This window comes from Neorhizobium sp. NCHU2750 (genome assembly GCF_003597675.1).
Lineage (GTDB): Bacteria > Pseudomonadota > Alphaproteobacteria > Rhizobiales > Rhizobiaceae > Neorhizobium.
Map to the genome: position 1 here is coordinate 87988 of NZ_CP030828.1, position 21143 is coordinate 109130.

Sequence of the window (21143 nt, forward strand, 5' to 3'; positions counted from 1 at the left end):
CAAGCGCCCGTGTCGGCCTCTGGCCGAGATCGATCCGCGCAGTTCATCAGAAGTGGGATATCTGCCTGCCGCCCGGAGACCGCATGACCACTGACCGCTCACATGCCTCACTTCTCTCTCTCGCAGAAGAAGCAAAGATCTGGCGCCGGACGATCCACCAAAATCCTGAACTCTTGTTTGATTTGCCTAAGACGGCCGCGCTTGTAAGCGAGAAGCTGAAGCAGTTCGGTTGTGACGAGATCATAGGCGGCTTGGCAAAGACGGGCGTGGTCGCCGTCATCAATGGCAATCTGGGTCCGGGACGGACGATTGCCCTGCGTTGCGACATGGACGCGTTGCCGATGTCGGAGCAGACCAACCTGCCCTATGCATCGAAGGTAGAAAATATGATGCATGCCTGCGGCCACGACGGCCACACGGCGATGTTGCTCGCTGCCGCAAAACAGCTTGCCGAAAGCCGGGATTTCGCCGGTAAGGTGGTTGTGGTGTTCCAGCCGGCGGAAGAAGGAGGGGCCGGCGCGCGCGTGATGATCGAGGAAGGCCTGCTGGACCGCTTCGGTATCGAAGAGGTGTATGGCATGCACAATTGCCCGGGTCTTGACGTCGGCTCGTTCGCCATTCGCAGCGGCCCGATCATGGCCGGTGGTGACAGGTTTCTCGTGACGATCAAAGGCAAGGGAGGCCATGCGGCCTACCCACATCTGTCGCATGACCCGGTGCTGGCGGCCGGGCAGACGATCGTTGCGCTGCAGGCGATCGCTTCGCGTTTCACCAATCCATTTGATCCGGTCGTCGTATCGATCACCTATCTCGAAGGCGGCAATGGCGGTGCACTGAACGTCATCCCTTCGGCTACCCGTGTCGGAGGTACGATCCGCACGATGAACGCGCAGACCCGCAGGATGGTCGAGGAGCGTTTTCGCGAAGTCGTCACCGCTACGACGAAATCCTTCGGCTGTGAAGCCGAGATCGACTGGAGACCGGGCTACCCGGTAACCGTCAACGATCCTGCCATGACCGTGGAGGCAGCGAAGGCGGCGAGCATCGTCGCCGGCTCCGAGAAGGTGGATACCAACTGGCCGGCGACCATGGGGTCTGAAGATTTCTCCTATATGCTGGAGAAACGGCCGGGCGCGATGATCTGGATCGGCAATGGCAATAGCGCCGACCTGCACAATCAGGCTTATGATTTCAACGACGACGCAATCGTCCACGGGGTTAGCTACTGGCTGGCTTTGGTGGACCAGAGACTGAATGGCAGCGCAGGAGAATGACCATGGCCGAGACGAACACCATCCACCTCCCCTATTCCGAGCTTGTGTCTTTGCTCGAGGCAATCTTTATCGCCCATGGCGTATCAACAAGCAACGCGAGGATCCTTGCGGAAAATTGCGCGGGTTGCGAACGCGACGGCTCGCTCAGCCATGGTATCTTCCGCATGGCGGGCTATGTGTCGTCGCTCGATAGTGGTTGGGTAGACGGTCAGGCCGTGCCGGAAGTCGAGGATGTCGGCCCTTCCTTTGTACGGGTGGATGCCAAGGGTGGCTTTACTCAACCTGCCTTCTTTGCCGGAAAGCCCTTGTTGATTGAAAAGGTCAAGCAGACCGGAGTAGCGGTCCTTGCCATCCGCCGTTCACATCATTTCAGCGCGCTTTGGCCAGATGTCGAGCCATTTGCCGAAGAGGGTTTCGTTGCGCTGAGTGCTGTCAACAGCATGGCCTGCGTTGTGCCATACGGCGGTACTAAGGCGGTGTTTGGTACCAACCCCGTGGCATTTGCTTCGCCCAGAGCCGGCAAGGCGCCTTTTGTGTTTGACCAGGCGTCGTCCGCGATTGCTCATGGGGACGTACAGATTGCCGCCCGCGAAGGCCATGAGCTTAAGCCCGGCATGGGGGTCGATAGGGACGGTGAACCCACCACTGACCCTAAGGCTATTTTGGACGGTGGCGCCCTGCTGCCGTTCGGCGGACACAAGGGAAATTCGATCGCGCTGATGGTCGAGATACTGAGCGCGGCGTTGACCGGCGGCTACTTCTCGGGGGAATTCGACTGGAGCGGTCATAAGGGTGCACAGACCCCGTTTACCGGACAGTTCTTTGTGGTCATCGATCCTGAGCGGGGCGGCAATGATGCCTTCGCGGAGCGTGTTGCCGGGATATGCGAACTCGTGTTGGAGGCCGGACAGGATCGCCTGCCGGGAGACCGACGTCATTTGACCCGGGCACGTGCAACGACCGATGGCATCCCGCTTTCCGTTGAGAACTATGAGAAGCTGAGGTCGCTATCTGGCGCCTGATCTGTGAGTGCATGCGGCGCGCCGGTACCGATGCACTGTTGGATAATGCCCGAGATGCTGCTGTGGTGCAAGAAAACAGTCCGATGGGTTAATAATCAATTAACTCATCGGGGCGAAGTGAATCAATGGCTTGGCGGATTTCTGCGCCGTCGCCCGATCGTGCGGCGCGCGAAGCGCGGCAGCTCAGCGGTCTGTATTGATCTTGTCCGTCTTTGGGTTTGGCGATGGCTATCTTCTTGACCTCATGGGATTGCTCGACGCTCGATGACATGGATCTCTATCGTTTTCGCCAGTTGGGGATCACGCTTTCCTGCGACGATACGCTGGCTGGCCATCATGAAGCATGACGGTGATGAGGGCTGTGACCAGTGGGCCTTTTTTATCGGATCCCAAGTCAATTGGCGTCGACAGTGCGGTGGAGGGCTACAGCATGTCTCCCGAAAATGGTCACCGGTTTCGGGATAAAGACATGTGCAAAAATAGACAGCTAAAGCGCGGTACGCGAATCTGAAAGATCGCGACCTGCTAGGCTTCAGCAGCCATGGGTCCTCTTGTTTTCTGTTGATCAGATTCGGGGAGGCGGGGCCGTCGGTTCTGTCATGGGGCGGTACGCCGCCCTGCCCTACTTAGCTCCCGCTTACCGTGCGCCGAGGAGCAGGGTGAGCAGTTATGTATGTGGCGCCGGGTGGTGAAGCCCGACTTGTTGATGGCGTTTACGATAGTCGTTGCGACCCGAAATGCCTCAGCGCGAAGGTCGTCGATCGGCGACGAATTCCAGCTGTTGACAGCTGTCAACAGGTCGTCGTCCGCGATTCGCGACTGTGCTTGTGTATCCATGTCGGCCCCAATATCGTGGGAGCATTCTCTGTCATTTGGTCCTCTTCCGGCCGTTCCTGCTGTGCTTGTCGCGCGGGCTTTCGGAGAGCCTCGTCGCCCCTCTGCCGCAGATCGGCTGTTGTGCAGCCTTTGAGTGCAGAGTAGCGCTTAGCCCGTATTCCGAAAGCTGACGGATTGATATCGACGCAGGCGGCCTATCTGGCATCCGTCAACGGGGCCTGGCTTGCCCGCGATATGTCATTGTCGTGGAGTGCGTTGGCTCGGTTGTATTTGTGCTGCTCATTTTACTGGGCGGTTACACCGGTAGTCGCTGGGCCCACTGCCGCCGCATAGGTTGGGATATGTATCGGGATGCTGGGGAGGGTGGTGATGAAGCGTGTTTGGGGTTCGCGAGGGTCTCTAGAATGGCGCCTGGCAGCAGATGCAGAGTTTGATCTTGGAATGGTGGGGGGGGATTTGACGAGAGTCGGCTGCGGTGGGGGATGCTGGGCACGGCCTCGGGAGTTGCTGTGATGGGGCGGAATTCTCAGGGTCGCGAGGCGAGGGTGAAGCTGCTCACATCTATATATGTCTCGGTTCTCATTTGGGGGGGGCTGCGCTCGCTCCACAGATCTCATTCGAAGGACAGGCGCAGCCATCTCAGCCCGTCCTCATAACATGTCGAGATGCCGGCTTTCGATGCGGCCTCGATCAAGGATCGTGCTCCAGCGGTTGCTTAGGTGCTTGGCGTTGGCAGGGCCGATATGATGTGAAGGGCCTGGCTGGTCGGCAATGTCGCTTGATATTCTGGGAGGACAAATATTGAGTCGTCTGAAATGGGCGCGGCGACTTCAGCTCGTCGATCGATACCAGGGGGCGGAGTGCTCACATCTGTCGGCCAAATCTGTTGACAGCTGTCAACGGCCAGATCCTGTGCTTGTCTTATGAGAAGAAATGCTATCAAACTAGACGCGCTTTTACAGTCGAGCATACTCGGCATGACGTAGCCGGCTGCCGCTACAAGCAAGGTATACGATTTCCGTTATGGTTAATACTGCAGTAGCGAAACTAAACCGTGGATTTGGTTTCGTTGCTTTTTGCGTTTGTTTTTATATCAAACGGTTAGCGCCGCGCACGAAAATGGATACGTGAGCAAGTCGGGGCTAATTGGGGCAAAATCAGCGGTATTGCCGAACGTGAAGGCGATGTCCCCGCCTCATGCGGGCCAGAACTTCAGTCTTTAAAGCGAATTGGTTTTATCTGGTCGACAGGGGAGGGGAGAGGTCAGGCCCAGACTGGATCAAACTTGCCAGCGGCGGATGACGTCTTGGACGGCGATCCCCATCTGATCAGCAAGTTTATGCCGGAGTGATAGACCCAGCTTTCGCCACTTCTTTATCAGACCGGCAGCGAACCGAGGGCGGTTCCCAGAGAGGGAACGCAGGGACGAATGATCTAACAAGGTTACCGGGTGAGCCAGAAGTTCGCTTCGAGCCAATGCAACGTTCGACCTTGTGAAACCCGATACCGCACGATCGCTGCGTGCAGCCATCAGTGCGGGTAGATCCGCGAAACCCTCAAGGGACAAAACCGCCAAGCTCCGTAAATTCCAGATCCTGACCCCAGCGGAGAATTCGCGCAATAAGGGCAGCGGCAGTTATAAGGTCTTTGTCGGCAACGATCATGCCGGTGAGCTGCAATCCGACCGGCAGGCCGTTATACTGGCGGTAAGCGATGGATATGCTTGGCGCGACCGTGAGATTGGCGTGCGAGAGTGCGATGATCTCCTCGTCGCCATCGGCCGAAGCGCCGGATCGCTTGGCGGGGGCGACGAATGGAATGGTCGGGGCGATAGGTGCATTCACCCCACCCATATGTCCGGCCAATTGCGTCTTCAAGACGGCCTGATAGCGTGTTGCCTCAATATAGGTGATCGCCGGGATCTGCATTCCTGCCGAGGCAGGTCGCGGGTGCCGGGCGCGTAATCAGTCGGATTTTCCGATATCGTCGCTTTATGGATGGTCGCGGCCTCCGCCATCGGGATATTCAGGAGATGCCGTGCCATGCATCGGATGAGGGCCGCTGGGTAACGGGACAAGTTATCGAAGCAAGCGGTGGGTACAGACTGTAAGAACAGCCGATCTTGAAGTGATCTGGCGCCGGCACCGAATGGCAAGCGCCAGATCAGGTTGTGTCCTGGCCGAATCTGACGCCGACCGGTCAAGGCTATGATCATTCCAATCTCGACGACGGACGCCCCGATAACATGCAAAGTGGTCCGGTCAGAAGAAAGGCCCGGCAGACCAGTTTAGAGAATGGTGACGTTCTCAGCTTTCGACTTTCCAGTCTTTCGATCCTGGCCGACATCGTAGCTGACCTTCTGGCCATCCGTTAGGGAGGCGCCGAAGCCGACAGCCGAGATATGGACGAACACGTCCGGGCCGCCATTGTCCGGCGTGATAAATCCGAAACCTTTGTCCTGCGCGAAAAATTTGACCGTACCAGTTGCCATAGTGTCCTCATTGGTTGGCTGAGAGCGTATCGAATTAGGGATCAATGCGGCAAACATCAAGGCCTGGCTACGGCGTTGGCGTGCTGCATTGGCATTGATCTCACTCATACGCATCCTGCACTGAATGCACCAGAGGTCGCGCTCTCTGATGGCTCTTATTGGGCAGAACCGACATCACCATCGTATTCACCGACGCCGATAAGCCTGAGTCGATGAATGGCCCAAAGTTGGCCACCGCAATTCTCGATCGCTGGCCATCGATCGAGATTTTCATCACGTCTGGACATTTCCGGCTAGATGATAGCGCAATTCCGACCGACCAGCGTTCTTCCCAAGGCCGTATGACCATCAGGAAGTGGTGGCCACGCTCCGCTTGATGGCAGGCGTTTGCGGAGAGCAATGGGTTCTCGGTGGCATTTCGTGCAACGCGCGAGCCTCAACGCGTTCATTCGCATAGGCCGCCGATTCAGAGGGGCGTGAATTCGATACCATTTAGAGATCTGCTATCGCGCGGGGGCAGTCTGCTCTCGCCACTAGACGGATCGTCTGCGGCGGTTGACCCTACTGGCGCAAGAAGGCTTCGCGCATGCGGCGGAGATCGACAAAGCCAGTCTCACGCGCAACGCGATCCATCAGGTGGCGGGGTCGATCAGCGTATGAAGCTTGCTTGATGGGCCTTCGTGCGCTGGCAGCTCCGTTAAGGCGACGCCGCCGGGCAAAGACCTAATCTGCTGGTGCATGCCCCAGCAATGCCATGCGGAAATCCTCTTTGTTTATGACTTAGCGGTTGAAGGATGCCTGACTGCAATCTCCCCCGGCATTTAGCGCAAGCCCGTCCCAGTCAGCCCTCAGCAAAAGCGAAGTCCGGTGTCATGGTTGCGCGAAGCTAGTCGCTACCCGGCAAACGCCGAGCGTCTGTTGGCACAAAATTTGCATTTTCCGAGGACGATCAAGGGGATTGCAGTGGAACTCAAGCAGATTCGTTATTTTGTCAGCGTTGCAAAACACAAAAGCTTCAGCAAGGCAGCAACGGAGCTTTTGATTGCACAGCCTGCGATCAGCCGACAGGTGCAACTCCTCGAGGAAGAACTCGGGACCAAAATACTGTTTCGGACAACGCGAGGGGTAGAGCTCACATCGACGGGGGAGGAAGTCTATCGCAAAGGTCTTGCAATCCTTGAAAGTGCCGACGAATTGGCGCGTTCGGTTAAATCTCAGGCGGAGCGGCCGCAAGGCAAGGTTTCCATTGGAATCCCGCCATCATGTACGGAGCTATTCGCGCCGTTGATCGTGGAACATTGCCAAGATTGGTTACCAGGCGTTGAGCTTCGGATCATCGAAGGAATGACGGTCTTTCTTGAGGGCTTTCTCGCGGCGGGGCAAGCCAAGGCGGTTCGGTGACCACCAAAACAGGTGTTACCTTTATTAGAGCGACGCTAGATCAATACCTGCGCGCGATCAATGCCCGCACTGGCAAGGAGCTATGGCGTGGGCGCGTTCCAGCGGGTGGTCAGGCGGGTCCGATGTCGTATCGCTCCTCAGCGACTGGAAAGCAGTATTTGGTTATCGCTGCAGGCGGCCACGCTGGTCTGATCACACGGTGCGGCGATACTCTTGTCGCCTATGCCCTTCCTGATCAGAAATAGATCATGGCAAAGGGCGGCCCGTTCTGTCGAGGCCGCCCAATTAGACCCTAGATGGGTTATGCCACCTTCGCCGAGGCTTCGATAAAGCATAGTCTTTTCAGAAGCCTTTCGAAGAAAATGCGTTGGACGATCGTTCCGATCCCATCAAGAGTGAAACGACGATGTCGGCTCGGACGTAGGCAACGTCCAAGCCGAGCATCCCATCCGAGCCTACGCAGCCTCCCAAACCTGATTGAGAACTTTGGCAGCCAGAGCTGCCTTGTCCTGTGGCAAGAAGCGGCTATAGTGTTGCTGAACGACATCGGGCGTATCCTGAATGGCGTAGCTCGCCTGCTCGTAGGATCCGGTCTGCTTCAGAATATGTGTCGCAGGTTATGGGGTCCGTGCGGTAGCAAGCCCTTGATTGCACCTCGCCCTGTGTAGGGATTGTAGATGCCGTAACGTTGGATCGCAGTCCGCCAAGCCTCGTAGAACGTGGTCGAGTTGTAGGCAGCATCGATGCTGGTTGTCTTCACCGTCTTGACGAAGAATGTTCCAGGGTCTCTGGCACCGCCAAGCAGAACGCCGCGATGGCGGTCGATGTACGCATCGAGGTATTTGTAGAGATCGAGCAGGTCTGGCAGGATCAGCCGGAACGGCTTTTGACCGAAGAAGGATGAGCCGGAGTTCTTGAATGCGACCGACGGGATAAGGACCTCCCACCCCTGATCGCGATCACTCCAGCGCAACTCCCCGCATTTCATGTCCTCCAGTCGGCGTTCTGATGTCGGATAATGTCCTCGCGGGCAGACACGCAGTTGGCGAAGGTCCTTTTGCCGCAGCCCGAGGTGCAGGCCAAGCCTGAGCAGCAGGAATGATCTTACGGCCTCGGCCGCTGGCCGTGGATATCTGTTCTCATCCGGCATACGTGCAAGGATCTCGTCTGTGATCTTGCGATATTCCGCCAACGGGCTCTCGGCTTCGAGAACACACATGATCGGCTCGAACGGGTCGCGATGAACACGCATGACGCGTTGGATTTCCTTGGATCTGTTCGCGGCATGTCGGTGGAAAGCGTCGCAGGCCCCATGCCAATCGCGAGCTGCGAAGTCGATTTCTTCCTGTTCAATCAAGCCTGAGATCGGCCTGATGTTCTTAAGCAGTTCCGGATGCTGCCGGATCCAACCAACGTCGGCGCGAGAAAGGGCTTGGGCAACCATCAGCATGTCCTCTTCCCATTTGGTATAGAAGCCACGGCGCTGTTCCCGCCACTGCAGATACCAGTCCCAAACGCCAGGGAAGATGAGAAGGCCAAAACTCAAATGACTGAGCGGAACGCCAAAACCCTTTACTGCACCGTTAGGTGAAGCGGCCAGCGCCCCAAACATGAGGCCGAGGTGCTCAATCTTCTGAGAGGCCGTCTCCTCACCCCAAACGCCGTTCCGCTGAAATCCAATTGCCGTCAACGTCGAGGTTTTGAAGCGGATGAGATCTGCAATTTCCATGGCAAGCTGCGGCGGCGCGTCGACGACGCCGGAGAGCAGGTCAGGATCATCGAACTCGGCCGCTTGATTCTGATTGGCGACGGCCACGGATGCCAAGGATCTGGCCGACAAAGCGCTTCCGCCATAAGTGACGCCGGGAAAGCGAATCGCATATCGTTGTTTGCTGGCCGCCGCCTGATAGCGACGATACTCCGTTGATCCGGAAATGATCACCCGGCGCACCCAATCGAGGATCTCTTCGCGTTTGGTGAAAGGCAGACTGCTGAAGTCATCCGGAAGGTGCAATGCAATCCTGCGCCGCTCAGCCGGGCTGATATCACCGAGATCGTGACCGTAAAGCGAACGTGCTTGATGAGGCAGCTTCTCTTTGAAATATCCCTCTGGCAAACGATAGCGCCGCTCGATCCTGCGAAGGATATCGAAACTGGCAACAGATCGGGGCACACGCTCGCCCTGGATCCAGGAAAGCAGCGTCTTGTTGTCGAAGGTCTCGTTGAGACGGACAACGGCGCGATAGAGCTGCCAATATGTGTCGCCGAACCGCCGCATATGATAGGCCAGTGCATCCTGAAAGCTTGCCGGATCTTCTGTGGCGTCGAATAGTGGTTCTGGGAACGGACTGATCGGCTTCGGTGCGGGCACAGGCTGTGTCGACGCAGTACGGACAAAGGAATCGTCGGCCACTGCGCGTTGCGGTTTTCTGGTCGAGGATGTGGAGACAACCTTTTTGGCGAGCACAGTTTTGCGCGGGCTAGCTGCCGGCTTTGGTGGCCGTCGTCCTTCGGCTGCCGGTGGAGGGGCGAGCCACCGGATGATTGCATCGAGGCCTGGCCGGAGCTGCTTTTTCAGTTCTAGCGTCAACTCGGCTTCGATCCCGCAGGCCTGGCCGATTGCCGTCCAGTCGATATGGCCATTCAGGAGCGGGGGCGATTTCCGGTAGATAATCAAACTGACAAGGTAAGGTCGGATACTGTCAACTACACGCCCGGACGCGATGGGAGCGATGCGTAGCTCGCAGAAGTCGGATATCTTTTGCTGAAAATGCCGTGATGAAATGTCGTTTTTGGTCATGCTCATTCCGTTTCTCTCGGCGCTAATGCCGAGGGCGAGCGGAAATATGAGGTGAGCTTTAACAAAATATGTTTAGGCTAGGTTGATAACCTTTCGATCGCTGCTGCTTGGATCGACAGCTACAGATGCTGTGTTGAGCGATAGACGGACTTGCAATAACTCATTTATGGCAATAATCATGAGCTATAGAAAGGCTGGCTATAGCTCATGAAATGGAACTGGCAGAATGCCGAATGGCCAAATTTCAGGTATGACGCAGCAAGCGTGATACCGCTGGAACAGAAATTCCTGCAGTCCGCCGGCGAGGTCATTGGTGCCGTCCGGCATTTCAATGAGGATGACAGCAATCAACTTCGCATTGAATTGCTGAGCGACGAAGCGGTCAAGACCTCAGAGATCGAGGGGGAGTTTCTGGATCGCGCAAGTGTTCAATCCTCGCTCCGCCGGCAGTTCGGCCTCAACACTGACGATAGGCAGATCCGCCCCCAAGAACGCGGGATCGCGGAGATGATGGCAGATGTCTATCGAAACTGGCATAAGCCGTTGGATCGTGAAGAATTGTTTCATTGGCATTCGATGCTGATGGCCGGAAATCGATACATTGAGACGATTGGTGATTACCGCAAGCATGAAGACGCGATGCAGATCGTGTCAGGTCGATTGGATAAGCCCACAATCCATTTCGAGGCTCCCCCTTCTCGCCAGGTTAAAACTGAGATGGAGACCTTCATCAAATGGTTCAATCGATCCGAGCCGGATGGCCAAACACCGCTCCAAGCTCTAACGCGCGCAGCAGTGGGTCATCTTTATTTTGAAAGCATTCATCCATTTGAGGATGGTAATGGCCGAATTGGGCGCGCGCTTGCTGAGAAATCCCTGGCGCAGAACATTGGGCAACCAAGCCTCATTTCACTCGCCTTCATGATTGAGAAGAACCGGAAGGCCTACTATTCCGAGCTTGAGCGCCACCAGCGCACGCTTGATATCACCGATTGGATCTTTTTCTTTTCGGAGACGATCCTGGATGCTCAACGGGCAACGCTTGAGCGCATAGATTTCTTTATTCAGAAAGCAAAATTCTACGACCGGTTTCGAGCCAAACTGAACGAGCGGCAAGAAAAGGTGGTCGCGCGCATCTTCAAGGAAGGGACAGCGGGCTTCAAGGGCGGCCTAAGTGCAGAAAACTACATCTCGATCACAAACACATCCCGCGCGACAGCGACACGCGACCTCCAGCAACTCGTGGAGATCGGTGCGCTCACGCGTACCGGTGAACGTCGGCATACGCGCTACTCGCTGTCATTGGTGAGATAAATTGACGCCTGTTAATGAACTTCATCAAAGCCATTATCTAGGTGAACGGCTGTTCGATTCCTCTCAAAGCCAAAACATGGTGCCCTGTCCGACTGACAAGATTACTGCAGGCGCCGTCAACCTTTCGCAAACACCCGGACCATATCAAACGTGACCGGCCTGCGCCGATCGAGCGCCAGGGCGTCCCGGATCTCAAGAATATGCTCGCGCATGAGGGCGACAGCCTGTTCGACCTCGCCTTTCTCGCAGTGCTCGATCAGGTCGTCATGATGATCATGCCAACCGGCGAGCCCCATCTGGTTATCGAACAGGTTGACGATGAGGCTGGTGCGAGCCACCAGCAGCCGCACCTGATCTGCGAGAACGCGATTACCTGATAGCTCTGCCATTAATGTGTGGAAGCCGCCTGACAGGTGGATGGCCTCGCGGATATAGCCTTGCTCGCGGAGCTTGTGCTCTTGCTCGATATTGTCGCGCAGCTTGGCAATCGCATTCGGATCGGCCGCCTGGGCAACCGCTTCGGTTGTGCCGGCCTCAATGGCGACACGGGCGGCAAACACCTGCCGGGCCTCGTCGGCGTCGGGGGCCGCGATATAGGCTCCCCGGTTGGGAATGAAGACGACAAGCTTTTCCCAGTGCAGGCGCTGCAGGGCGGTGGCGACCATACGTCGCCCCACGCCAAATGCTTCGACCAGGGCGATCTCCGTGAGCTTCGTTCCAGGCAAAAGACGCTGATCGACAATCGCGTCGAACAGATGCTGGTAGGCGGCCTCAGCATCCTCTGTCCGGGGACGGTTGCGCTCATTCATCACGCCCACCAAACGCGTCTTCTGGTTCATCTTTGGGCTCTCCGCGATTAATCGCTACACTCAAGATTGCGCACAATCTTGAGCGCACCTTTGTTTTCACAATATTTCGCAGATTGGCACGCCCCTTGCAAAACATTCCTTGCGGCTTCACCAACAAAAGGGGACTGACATGCTCGAATTCAAAACTTCCAGACGGACCATTCTGCAAGCGGCCCTGGCCGCGCCCTTCGTTCTTCAGGCGGGTCGCAGCTTCGCGGCCGAGCCGGTCAAATTCTCCTTTGCCGTGCCGTTCGACGGTTCGATCTCCATGTACCTTCTCGCAGCCCAGAATGGCTGGTACAAGGACGCGGGCCTCGACTGCCAGTTCGACACCAGCGGTGGCTCGGGGGAGGCGGCATCGCGCACGGGCTCTGGCGTGTATGACGGGGGGACCGTCGACATCAACAATCTTGCCGAGTTCAACTCGAAGAACCCGACGGCCGAAGTGCGCGCCGCCTACATGCTCTATTTCAAGAGCCCACTTTCGGTCGTGACGCTTGCCAAATCCGGCATCACCAAGCCGTCGGACCTGGAAGGTCGCACGATCGGCGCGGCCGCGGCGGACGGTGCTTATCGCCTGTTCTCGACTTACGCCAAGACGACATCGATCGACGCTGCGAAGATCAAGTGGAATATGGTCGGCCTGCAGCTCCGCGAGGCCGTTTTGGCCGGAGGTAGCGCCGACGCCATTCTTGGTTTCGATTCCACGGTGTATTTCGGCTTGCAGAAGGCCGGCATCGCACCTGGCGATATCAAGATCCTCTATTATTCGGATGCCGGGCTCGATCTTTACGGCAATGCTATCGTGCTCTCGAAGAAGTTCCGCACCGAGCGTCCCGACGTCGCCAAAACCTTCATCGCGGTCAGCGCCCGCGGCTATCAGGCAGCGATCGCTGATCCGAAAGCCGCCATCGCGGCATTGAAGGCGCATTCGCCGCTGATCAATGCCGATCTGGAAGAGCAGAAACTGCGCTGGCTGATCAAGAACCAGTTCACCACGGACGAGACGAAAAAGAACGGCATGGGCGGTATCGACACGGCTCGCCTGTCTAAGTCGATGGAAGCCGTGGCGGCAGGCTTTGCGCTTCCGTCCGTGCCAAAGGCAGAAGATCTCTTCGATCCGTCCTTCCTGCCGTCGGCTGATCTCAGAAAGCTCCCGGCATGACCTTCGATCTGGTGATCCGCGGTGGGACGATCGTGACCGCCTCTGACGTGACGAAAGCGGACCTTGGCGTCCGGGGCGGTCGCATCGCCGCGATCGCCGATCGCATCGTGGATGGCGATCGGGTGATCGACGCAACCGGGCGGCTCGTCATGCCCGGCGGCATCGATGCCCATTGCCATCTCGATCAACCACAGGCGCCGGGCCTTGCGGCCAAGGGCGCCAAGATGGCGGATGGATTTCGATCCGGAAGTATCAGCGCCGCCTTCGGGGGAACGACAACCATCGTTCCCTTCTGCGTCCAGCATCGGGGTGAATCCTTGACCGCGGCCGTGACCGACTATCATCGCCGCGCCGAGGGTCAATCGGTCACGGATTACGCCTTCCACCTGATCGTCAGCGATCCGACACCGGCAGTCCTGGGCCAGGAACTGCCTGCACTCATCCGTAGGGGGCACACCAGCATCAAGGTCTACATGACCTATGATGCGATGCAGCTCAGTGATCGCCAGATCCTCGACGTCTTCGAGACGGCACGCGAGGAGAGGGCGGTTATGCTGATCCACGCGGAAAACCACGAGATCATCGGCTGGCTCGCGGACCGTCTGGAAAAGCAGGGCCGGACGAAACCGGTGGCGCATGCAACATCGCGGCCGCTGCCCGTCGAGCGCGAGGCGACGCATCGTGCCGTGACGCTCGCCGAAATCGCCGGTGTCCCGCTCGTCATCGTCCACGTCTCGGGTGGCGATCCGCTCGAAGAAATCCGCCGCGCCCGTGCAAGAGGCCATGTGGTGATTGCGGAAACCTGCCCGCAATATCTGCTGCTGACCGAAGCCGATCTGGAAATGCCGGATATGCTGGGCGCCAAAGCCATGTGCAGCCCGCCGCCGCGCGATACGGCGGCACAGGCAGCACTCTGGCGCGGCATCGAGGACGGCACGATCGACGTGTTCAATTCCGACCATGCACCCTATTGCTTCGATGCGGATGGCAAGTTGAAGGCTGGCCCCAATCCATCGTTCCGGGCGATTGCCAACGGCATTCCGGGATTGGAGACCAGACTGCCGATCCTGTTCAGCGAAGGTGTCGTGAAGGGTCGTATCGATTTGTCCCGTTTTGTCGCGCTGACTGCCACGAACAATGCCAAGCTCTACGGCCTCCATCCCCGCAAAGGCACGATCGCTGTGGGCGCCGATGCGGATCTGGCGATCTGGGACCCGGCAAAGCGGGTCACCATCACCAACGACATCCTGCACCACAATGTCGACTATACGCCCTTCGAAGGGCTTGAAGTCCAGGGCTGGCCGGAAACCATGATCAGCCGCGGCGATATCATCATCGAGAACAATCAACTGAAAGCGCAGCCCGGACGCGGGCAGTTTCTGACACAAGAGACGTCGTCGGCCTGGAAGACGAGGGAGATCACCGCATGGATCTGAAGATTGCAGGAAAGCGAGCCCTGGTTCTCGGAGGCAACCGCGGCATGGGCTTGGCGATCGCGAGATCGCTCGCCGCAGAAGGCGTCTCTGTGCTTCTCGCAGCACGGGATGAGAAAGCGCTTGCTGCCGCAGCGGCCGAAATCGGCGCCGCCGGGACGTTCGCGGTCGATCTGTCGGATACGGAAAGTCTGCAAGCATTCGCGGCCGCGGTCGGTGATGTCGATATCCTGATCAACAATACCGGTGGACCGCCCTATGGCGAAGCGATCGGGCGCGACATGGCCGATTGGGAGGAGAGTTTTCGGTCGATGTCCATGTCGGTGATCCGGCTGACCGATCTGTTTCTGCCGGCGATGCGGTTAAAAGGCTGGGGCCGCGTCGTGACCGTCGTCAGCACCGGTGCGGTGCAGCCTATCCCGGTCCTCGGTATCTCGAACACGATCCGCGCCGGCCTGATCGCCTGGTCGAAATCGCTGGCACCCGAGGTCGCCAAGGATGGTGTGACCGTGAATGTGCTGATGCCGGGACGCGTTGCAACCGAGCGCGTTGCAATGACCGATGAGGCGACGGCCGAGCGCGAGAAGATTTCTGTCGAAACTGTCCGTCAGCGCTCTTTTGCGCAGATACCCGCTGGTCGATACGCGGAGCCGGAAGAGATTGCGTCGGTGGTGTCTTTCCTCTGCAGCGGTCCGGCCTCCTACGTCACAGGCAGTGTTTACCGCGTTGATGGAGGTTACGTGCGCCATGTCTGATCCAATATCCATGCTGACCAGACCTGCACTGAAACTCACCCACCGTGGTGCTTCACTCATCCTCGCCGCTGCGGTCCATGCGGCGGAAGCGATGAAGGTGCCGCAATGTATCGCGATCGTCGATGAAGGCTGCAACCTCCTGGCCTTCATCCGCATGGATGGATCGCGCGTCCTCTCCATCGAAAGCGCTACGCGAAAGGCAATGACGGCCGCAACGACCGGCCAGCCGACGGGAAATATTTCGCCAGACAAGGCGTTGCTGCTGGCCGAGGCAACCTCCGGCCGGATGACGAACCTGCTCGGCGGCGTGCCGTTGATCGTCGATGGCCACATCGTCGGCGGCATCGGTGTCGGTTCCGGCACGGGGGAGCAGGATCTTGAGATCGCACAGGCTGCGGTCGACGTGTTTCAGAATATGATAAAAGAGGGGCAGATTGCATGACGACAACATTCGCTCCCGTGGAGCATAGCGGCGCAAGGATTGCGCAGCTCGAGGATGTGAAGGTTCGCTTCGGGAAAGGCGACAATGCCTTCCTGGCGCTGGACAAGACCAATCTGACGGTGCGGCCCGGAGACTTTGTCGCCATGGTCGGGCCATCCGGTTGCGGCAAATCCACCATCCTGAAACTGGTTGCCGGTCTGCTTCGGCCGACGGAAGGCGTGGTCTTCGTTGCCGGGCGCGAGGTCGGGGCTGAGCAGGTGGGGATCGGGATGGCCTTCCAGAACCCGACCATGCTGCCCTGGCTGACGATCCGCCAGAACATCATGCTGCCGCTGAAAATCGTCAAACCCTATTCCGACACCTTCAGCCGCGACAAGGATACCGTGTTCAGGGAGCGCGCCGACGCGCTGCTCGCCAAAGTGGGCCTGACCGGCTTTGGCGATCGACGCCCATGGGAGCTTTCCGGCGGCATGCTGCAGCGTGCCAATCTCTGCCGAGCACTGATCCACTCTCCAAAACTGCTGATGCTCGACGAGCCGTTTGGCGCTCTCGATCAGTTCACTCGCGAGGAACTCTGGGCGATCCTGCAGGATCTCTGGATGGAGACCAGGCCGACGGTCTTCCTCGTCACCCACGATCTTCGCGAGGCGGCTTTTCTCGCCAGCCGGATACTGGTGATGAGCGCGCGTCCGGGGCGCGTGACCGAGGATCGTGCCGTGGATTTCCCAAGGCCAAGAACGCTCGAAACCACATTCGAGACCGAGTTCACCGATCTGACCAATGATTTGCGGCGGCTGATCTTTGCTGCACGCCAGGGAGTGGAGAAGGCCTGATGCTGTCGCCCCAAATCAAGGAAAACCTGAAGTCCGCCTCGTTGATCGTAGGCCTGTTCGTCGCCTGGGAAATCGCCTGCGTCGTCTTCCAGATCAGCCCGATCGTGCTACCGCGGCCGAGTGCCGTATTCACCACGATGATCGTCCAGATGCCGGCGCTCTGGCCGAACATTCTCCAGACACTGGCCACGACCATGGTGGGCTTTGTTCTCGGCATGATCATCGGCGTGGCGCTCGGCGTCTTTGTCGGCGTATCGCGGACGGCCTACAAGACAGCCTATCCGCTGCTCGTCGGCTTCTCCTCCATCCCCAAAGTCGCGGTCGTGCCGATCTTCGTTCTCTGGTTCGGCTCGGGAACGGTTCCGGCGGTCCTCACCGCGCTGACGACCTGCATTTTCCCGATCGTGGTCAACGTGGCGACAGGCCTTGCGACCACCGAGCCGGAAATGGAGGATGTGTTGAAGGCGCTCGGAGCATCGCGCATGCAGGTGCTCTGGAATGTCAGCCTCCCGCGCGCCATGCCTTATTTTTTCGCCTCGCTGAAGGTGGCGGTGACGCTCGCCTTCGTCGGCACGGTCCTGTCCGAGACGGTTGCTTCGAACCTCGGCATTGGCACGGTGATGATGATGGCGACCTCGAGCTTCGATGTACCACTTGCCTTCGCGGGCCTGTTCGCCTTGGCGTTTCTCGGGATCGCGCTCTACAGCGTCTTTGCGGTCATCGAGCAGCGGGTGTGCGGCTGGGCCAACCGCAAGCAGGAATTTGCAATGGGATGATGCGTGGCCGGCGCGTTAGTTCCGCTGGCGTGCTTCTTCACTGAAATCGCGGAGAACCATTGGCTGCCTCGATGTCTGAATTGAGGTGGCCGATGGTTCGTATTTGTTCAAGAGCAAAATGAAGCGCTTCCCAGGCGGCGAACAGCTCATCACCTGTATGCTAAAGCTTCCAACGCTCCGCTTTTCTCCGAGATGTCAGAAGACGCTGGTATGGCCCAATAGTCGCTGCAAGATCCTCGTGGTGGCCTCTCTGCGCGATCCTGCCATGCTCCAGTACAATAATCTGGTTCGCTTTGCTGATCGTCGAAAGCTTGTGGGCGACAACGATAAGGGTTTTTGCTGCCGCGATGCAAACTAGGCTTTCCTGCAAAGCCTGTTCTGTAACCGGATCGATCGCGGAAGTGGCTTCGTCGAAGAGCAGGATCGGGGTGTCCTTTAGAAGCGCTCTGGCGATGGAGATGCGCTGTCTTTCTCCCCCAGACAGTGCCGAACCGGCTTCACCGACCTGGGTATCGTACCCGTCAGGCAATGCAGAGATGAAGGCATGCGCTTGGGCAAGCCTTGCGGCGTCTTCGATTTCCATTAGGGAGGCATCGGGTTTCGCGAAGGCAATGTTATCGGCGATCGTGCCGGAAAAGAGATAGACATCCTGGAAAACAATGGTCACCAGGTTTGAAAGGTCGCCTTCGGAAAGATGGCGCACGTCGGCTCCGCCGATGCACACTGTGCCGTCCGTCGCATCGAAGATGCCGGCGATGAGGTTGAGCAAGGTGCTTTTGCCCGATCCGGAATGGCCAACGATCGCCGTCATGCCACGTTCGGGGATCTCGAAGGTCAGTCCCTCGAGACACCCTTCGCGGCCGTCATGCTTGAAACCGACACCGCTGAAGGAAATAGCCGACCCCTCCGGACGCTGAAGTGGCAAGGCGACGGCGGACGGCTGTTGGCTGAGAATGTGGTCGGCCCGCGCCAGTGCCGCATCCGCCATCCTGACATGTTCCATGACGGCGACGAGGCCGAGAAGCGGCGCGTAGAAGGAGAAGGCGAGAATCAGGACGGAAAGAAGCGTTGCCCGATCGAGCATGCCGACCTGCCAGCCAGCGCCGGAGGAGCCCATCAGCAGCGGTACGCCGAGAAGGATGATTGCCCCGAACGCCACTATTGGCACCGCCAGTTGCCTGACCATGCGGATGGAAATATCGCGGAACTGCTGCAGGGCGCCGTCGAATTGGTTCTGGCTGTTGGCGATCCTGTTGAACGACTTGATGACCGGCATGCCACGAACATATTCGATCATCCTTTCGGTCGCCTCCGCCTGCCGGTCCTGGCGCAGAATGGCCTGCCGCGACAAGGCACGGCTCGACCAGATCAGGATAGGCAGCCCGGCGAGGATGGAAACGCAGGCAACGGCCGCTACCGCCGGCTGGCGGACGGCGAAGAAGGCCAGCATTACAAGCGGCAGGCCGATCGCCTGGGCGATACGGGGCAATCCGTCGGAGAAAAAGCCTTCCACGAACTGGGTATCGCTGGTCAGTACCGACAGGATGTCGCCGGCCCCGCGTCTGACATGGAAGCCGAGGGGCAGGCGGTGCAGATGATCCAGAAGCGTGCGTCGCAGGTCCCGTCCGATCTTGAAGCTTGCGAGCCAGGCATATCGCATCGCCCAGTAACCGCAGACAAGCTGCCCGACCAACGACAGAGCGAGAACGAGCATGATCTTGGCGATCCAGTCGGTCGCCGGCATGCCGCCATCGGCAAGAGCGATGATCACATGCACCGCGGTGGCGTAGGAAAGCCCGAGAAAGGCAGACTGCGCAAGGCGTAAAACCAATCCGCGGATGACCGCAGGCCGGTGGCTGCGGGAAAGTGCCCAGACGCGCCGCAGGCTTCCGAGATCGGACCTCGGCGGTGAGGTGTGGGCGACGGCATCAATAAAGAGATCTGTCATGTCGGTATCGTGTCCGCGGCGTTGGTTCCTAGCGCCAAACAAGGCTCTATGCCTGGCTGTAGCTCTGCCACAGCGAGGCATAGAGCCCGCTTTGCTGCAGCAGCTGTTCATGCCGCCCGCTCTCGGCGACCGTGCCGTCGCGCAGGACGACAATCTGCTGGGCGTGCATGATCGTGTGCAGGCGATGCGCCACGACCAGCAGGGTCTTGCCCTTGGCCAGCGAACGGATCGCATCCTGGATGGCAGCCTCGTTGTCCGGGTCGGTCATTGCCGTCGCTTCGTCGAGGATGATGATCGGTGCGTTCTTCAAAATGGCGCGGGCAATTGCCAGTCGCTGGCGTTCCCCGCCAGAAAGCTGGGTTCCGCCAGAGCCGATCCGGGTCGAGTATCCCTGCGGAAGTGCGACGATGAAGTCATGCGCCATCGCGGCGCTCGCGGCCTGCTCGATCTCCTCGCGGCTGGCATCCGCCTTGCCGACCCGCAGATTGGCTTCGATCGTGTCGGAAAACAGGAACGTGTCCTGGAACACGAAGGCGACCGTCTGCATCAGTTGTTCAAGCGCCATGTCGCGCAGGTCGACGCCGCCGATCAGGATCCGGCCGGCGGAAACGTCGCGCATGCGGGCGACGAGGCTGGCCAGTGTGCTCTTGCCAGCGCCCGAGGGGCCGACCAGCGCCGTCATTTCTCCCGCCCGTGCGATCAGGTCGATCCCCTGCAGGACCTCCCGGTCCGGATAGGAAAAGGAGACGTTCTCGAAGCGGATATCGTGGCCGCCGAGCGGGCAGATCGTGCCGCTATCCGCCTGTTGCGGTTCTGCCAGGATATCGGCGACGAGGCGCGATCCGACGCTCAGATGGGCGAGGTGATGAAACTGGTTGAACAGCTTGAGCAGCGGCTGGCTGTAATTGGCGCCAAGGATGAGGAACAGGACAAGCGTCGGAAGGTCCGTCTGTCCCGCCTGGAAAAGCAGAAGGCCGGTCGGCAGGATGAAGACGATGTTGGTGAGCACCAGGGTGAAGAACGGTCCGCCGAGCGGCAGGTAGAGTCGCGTCATGTCGGCCTGCACCTGCGCATAGTCGTCGATTGCCCGGGTCGCCACGCCAAGGGCCGGCCCGCTGCGGTTAAAGACCTTGAGTACCTGCATGCCGGCCAGGTAATCGGCGATGTCCGCGTTCATCCGGGCTCCGACGGCCATATAGGTGCCCGCAAGCCTTCCGCTGACCGTCATGGCACGACCGAGCAAGAGAAAGGACAGTGGGGTCACGAAGACCGCCGCAATCGCCAGCTGCCAGTCTGCGATAAATAGCCATGCCGAGACGGCAATCCAGGTCGACAGGGCGCTGACGCCGTCCGGTAGCCCATGAGCGAAGACCGATTCCAGCTTTTCCGGCTCGTCGACCACCAAGCGTTTCGCCTCGGCGCTGGAACGGCCAGAAAAATAGCCGAGCGGCAGTCGGGCGATATGCTGGGACAGCTGCAACCGAAGCCGATGGATGGCGTCGAAGGCCGCGATATGGGCAAGGATTGTCGAGTAGGCGAACAGGCCGTAGCCAACGATAATGGCGGCGGCGGACAGGGTGGAATGAAGCAGGAAAAGATCAATATCGGCGGTACCGTCGAGGATCGCAGTGACCAGCTGGCAGATCGACCAGACCGGCACGAGCTCTAGAAAGGCCGAGGCCGTTGCGGTGATCAGTGCGGCAACGAAACCGGCCTTTCCCCGTGCGGCGATATGGCCGGAAAGCAGGCGCAGGCTGGCAAGGTAGTCTGGCTTTTCGCTGGTCTTGTCGGAAGCGGGCATTGA

General features: G+C 58.8%; 18 protein-coding genes and 1 pseudogene. 13 read left to right on the forward strand and 6 right to left on the reverse strand.

The window, feature by feature from the left end; genetic code table 11:
* The first annotated feature begins 83 nt into the window (after window positions 1–83).
* From NCHU2750_RS21165 to NCHU2750_RS31190, 3 genes are all read left to right on the forward strand, one after another.
* A complete protein-coding gene (locus NCHU2750_RS21165) occupies window positions 84–1274 on the forward strand; it encodes a M20 aminoacylase family protein (RefSeq protein WP_119943771.1) in 1191 nt (396 codons plus the stop codon).
* The gene (locus NCHU2750_RS21170) at window positions 1271–2296 is read left to right on the forward strand and encodes an Ldh family oxidoreductase (RefSeq protein ID WP_119943773.1); all 1026 of its coding nucleotides are present in this window, start codon (window positions 1271–1273) and stop codon (window positions 2294–2296) included. The genes NCHU2750_RS21165 and NCHU2750_RS21170 overlap by 4 nt, the downstream gene beginning before the upstream one ends.
* 224 nt (window positions 2297–2520) lie before the next feature.
* Complete coding sequence (locus NCHU2750_RS31190; RefSeq protein WP_256377710.1) at window positions 2521–2643, forward strand: hypothetical protein; 123 nt, start codon at window positions 2521–2523, stop codon at window positions 2641–2643.
* Between the two features lie 2046 nt (window positions 2644–4689).
* On the opposite strand, the gene NCHU2750_RS21175 is transcribed toward NCHU2750_RS31190, so the two are convergent.
* Window positions 4690–5061, reverse strand: coding sequence for an amidase family protein (locus NCHU2750_RS21175; RefSeq protein WP_119943775.1), 372 nt, complete (start codon window positions 5059–5061; stop codon window positions 4690–4692).
* Window positions 5062–5420: 359 nt separating this feature from the next.
* Window positions 5421–5624 carry a cold-shock protein gene (locus NCHU2750_RS21180; protein ID WP_119943777.1) on the reverse strand — a complete coding sequence of 68 codons (204 nt, stop codon included), beginning with the start codon at window positions 5622–5624 and terminating at the stop codon, window positions 5421–5423.
* A 663-nt stretch (window positions 5625–6287) separates the two neighbouring features.
* Here NCHU2750_RS21180 and NCHU2750_RS31310 point away from each other — a divergent pair.
* Genes NCHU2750_RS31310 through NCHU2750_RS21200 form a run of 3 tightly spaced genes read left to right on the forward strand, consistent with a single transcriptional unit; the run spans window position 6288 to window position 7270 of the window.
* Window positions 6288–6449 (forward strand): DUF4326 domain-containing protein, encoded by a 162-nt coding sequence (locus NCHU2750_RS31310; protein WP_119943779.1) that lies wholly within the window; start codon window positions 6288–6290, stop codon window positions 6447–6449.
* A gap of 51 nt (window positions 6450–6500) precedes the next feature.
* On the forward strand, window positions 6501–7025 hold the full coding sequence (locus NCHU2750_RS21195) for a LysR family transcriptional regulator (protein ID WP_162939734.1): 525 nt from the start codon (window positions 6501–6503) through the stop codon (window positions 7023–7025).
* Window positions 7022–7270, forward strand: a complete 249-nt coding sequence (locus NCHU2750_RS21200; RefSeq protein ID WP_119943781.1) for a PQQ-binding-like beta-propeller repeat protein — start codon at window positions 7022–7024, stop codon at window positions 7268–7270. The genes NCHU2750_RS21195 and NCHU2750_RS21200 overlap by 4 nt, the downstream gene beginning before the upstream one ends.
* Window positions 7271–7480: 210 nt before the next feature.
* On the opposite strand, the pseudogene NCHU2750_RS21205 reads toward NCHU2750_RS21200, so the two are convergent.
* Window positions 7481–9825 (reverse strand): annotated as a pseudogene (locus NCHU2750_RS21205) (hypothetical protein).
* A 207-nt stretch (window positions 9826–10032) separates the two neighbouring features.
* Here NCHU2750_RS21205 and NCHU2750_RS21210 point away from each other — a divergent pair.
* The gene (locus NCHU2750_RS21210; protein ID WP_119943782.1) at window positions 10033–11139 is read left to right on the forward strand and encodes a Fic family protein; all 1107 of its coding nucleotides are present in this window, start codon (window positions 10033–10035) and stop codon (window positions 11137–11139) included.
* Window positions 11140–11255: 116 nt separating this feature from the next.
* Here the strand turns inward: NCHU2750_RS21210 and NCHU2750_RS21215 are convergent, their stop codons facing one another.
* Window positions 11256–11978: a GntR family transcriptional regulator gene (locus NCHU2750_RS21215; protein ID WP_119943783.1), complete on the reverse strand. Its 723-nt coding sequence runs from the start codon at window positions 11976–11978 to the stop codon at window positions 11256–11258.
* A 139-nt stretch (window positions 11979–12117) separates the two neighbouring features.
* Here NCHU2750_RS21215 and NCHU2750_RS21220 point away from each other — a divergent pair, with 139 nt between their 5' ends.
* From NCHU2750_RS21220 to NCHU2750_RS21245, 6 genes are read left to right on the forward strand one after another with little or no spacing between them, the layout of a single operon-like run.
* Window positions 12118–13152: an ABC transporter substrate-binding protein gene (locus tag NCHU2750_RS21220; protein ID WP_119943784.1), complete on the forward strand. Its 1035-nt coding sequence runs from the start codon at window positions 12118–12120 to the stop codon at window positions 13150–13152.
* Window positions 13149–14588, forward strand: a complete 1440-nt coding sequence (gene hydA / locus NCHU2750_RS21225) for a dihydropyrimidinase (protein ID WP_119943785.1) — start codon at window positions 13149–13151, stop codon at window positions 14586–14588. The genes NCHU2750_RS21220 and hydA overlap by 4 nt, the downstream gene beginning before the upstream one ends.
* Window positions 14579–15340: an SDR family oxidoreductase gene (locus NCHU2750_RS21230; protein ID WP_119943786.1), complete on the forward strand. Its 762-nt coding sequence runs from the start codon at window positions 14579–14581 to the stop codon at window positions 15338–15340. The genes hydA and NCHU2750_RS21230 overlap by 10 nt, the downstream gene beginning before the upstream one ends.
* Entirely contained in the window at window positions 15333–15782 is a 450-nt protein-coding gene (locus NCHU2750_RS21235) for a GlcG/HbpS family heme-binding protein (protein WP_245480460.1), read from the forward strand. Before NCHU2750_RS21230 ends, NCHU2750_RS21235 begins: the two co-directional genes overlap by 8 nt.
* On the forward strand, window positions 15779–16615 hold the full coding sequence (locus NCHU2750_RS21240) for an ABC transporter ATP-binding protein (protein ID WP_119943788.1): 837 nt from the start codon (window positions 15779–15781) through the stop codon (window positions 16613–16615). The genes NCHU2750_RS21235 and NCHU2750_RS21240 overlap by 4 nt, the downstream gene beginning before the upstream one ends.
* On the forward strand, window positions 16615–17391 hold the full coding sequence (locus NCHU2750_RS21245; RefSeq protein WP_119943789.1) for an ABC transporter permease: 777 nt from the start codon (window positions 16615–16617) through the stop codon (window positions 17389–17391). Before NCHU2750_RS21240 ends, NCHU2750_RS21245 begins: the two co-directional genes overlap by 1 nt.
* A 160-nt stretch (window positions 17392–17551) precedes the next feature.
* Here the strand turns inward: NCHU2750_RS21245 and NCHU2750_RS21250 are convergent, their stop codons facing one another.
* Together NCHU2750_RS21250 and NCHU2750_RS21255 are read right to left on the reverse strand one after the other, a co-directional pair.
* A complete protein-coding gene (locus tag NCHU2750_RS21250; RefSeq protein ID WP_119943790.1) occupies window positions 17552–19339 on the reverse strand; it encodes an ABC transporter ATP-binding protein in 1788 nt (595 codons plus the stop codon).
* Between the two features lie 46 nt (window positions 19340–19385).
* A complete protein-coding gene (locus NCHU2750_RS21255; protein ID WP_119943791.1) occupies window positions 19386–21140 on the reverse strand; it encodes an ABC transporter ATP-binding protein in 1755 nt (584 codons plus the stop codon).
* Between the last annotated feature and the right edge of the window lie 3 nt (window positions 21141–21143).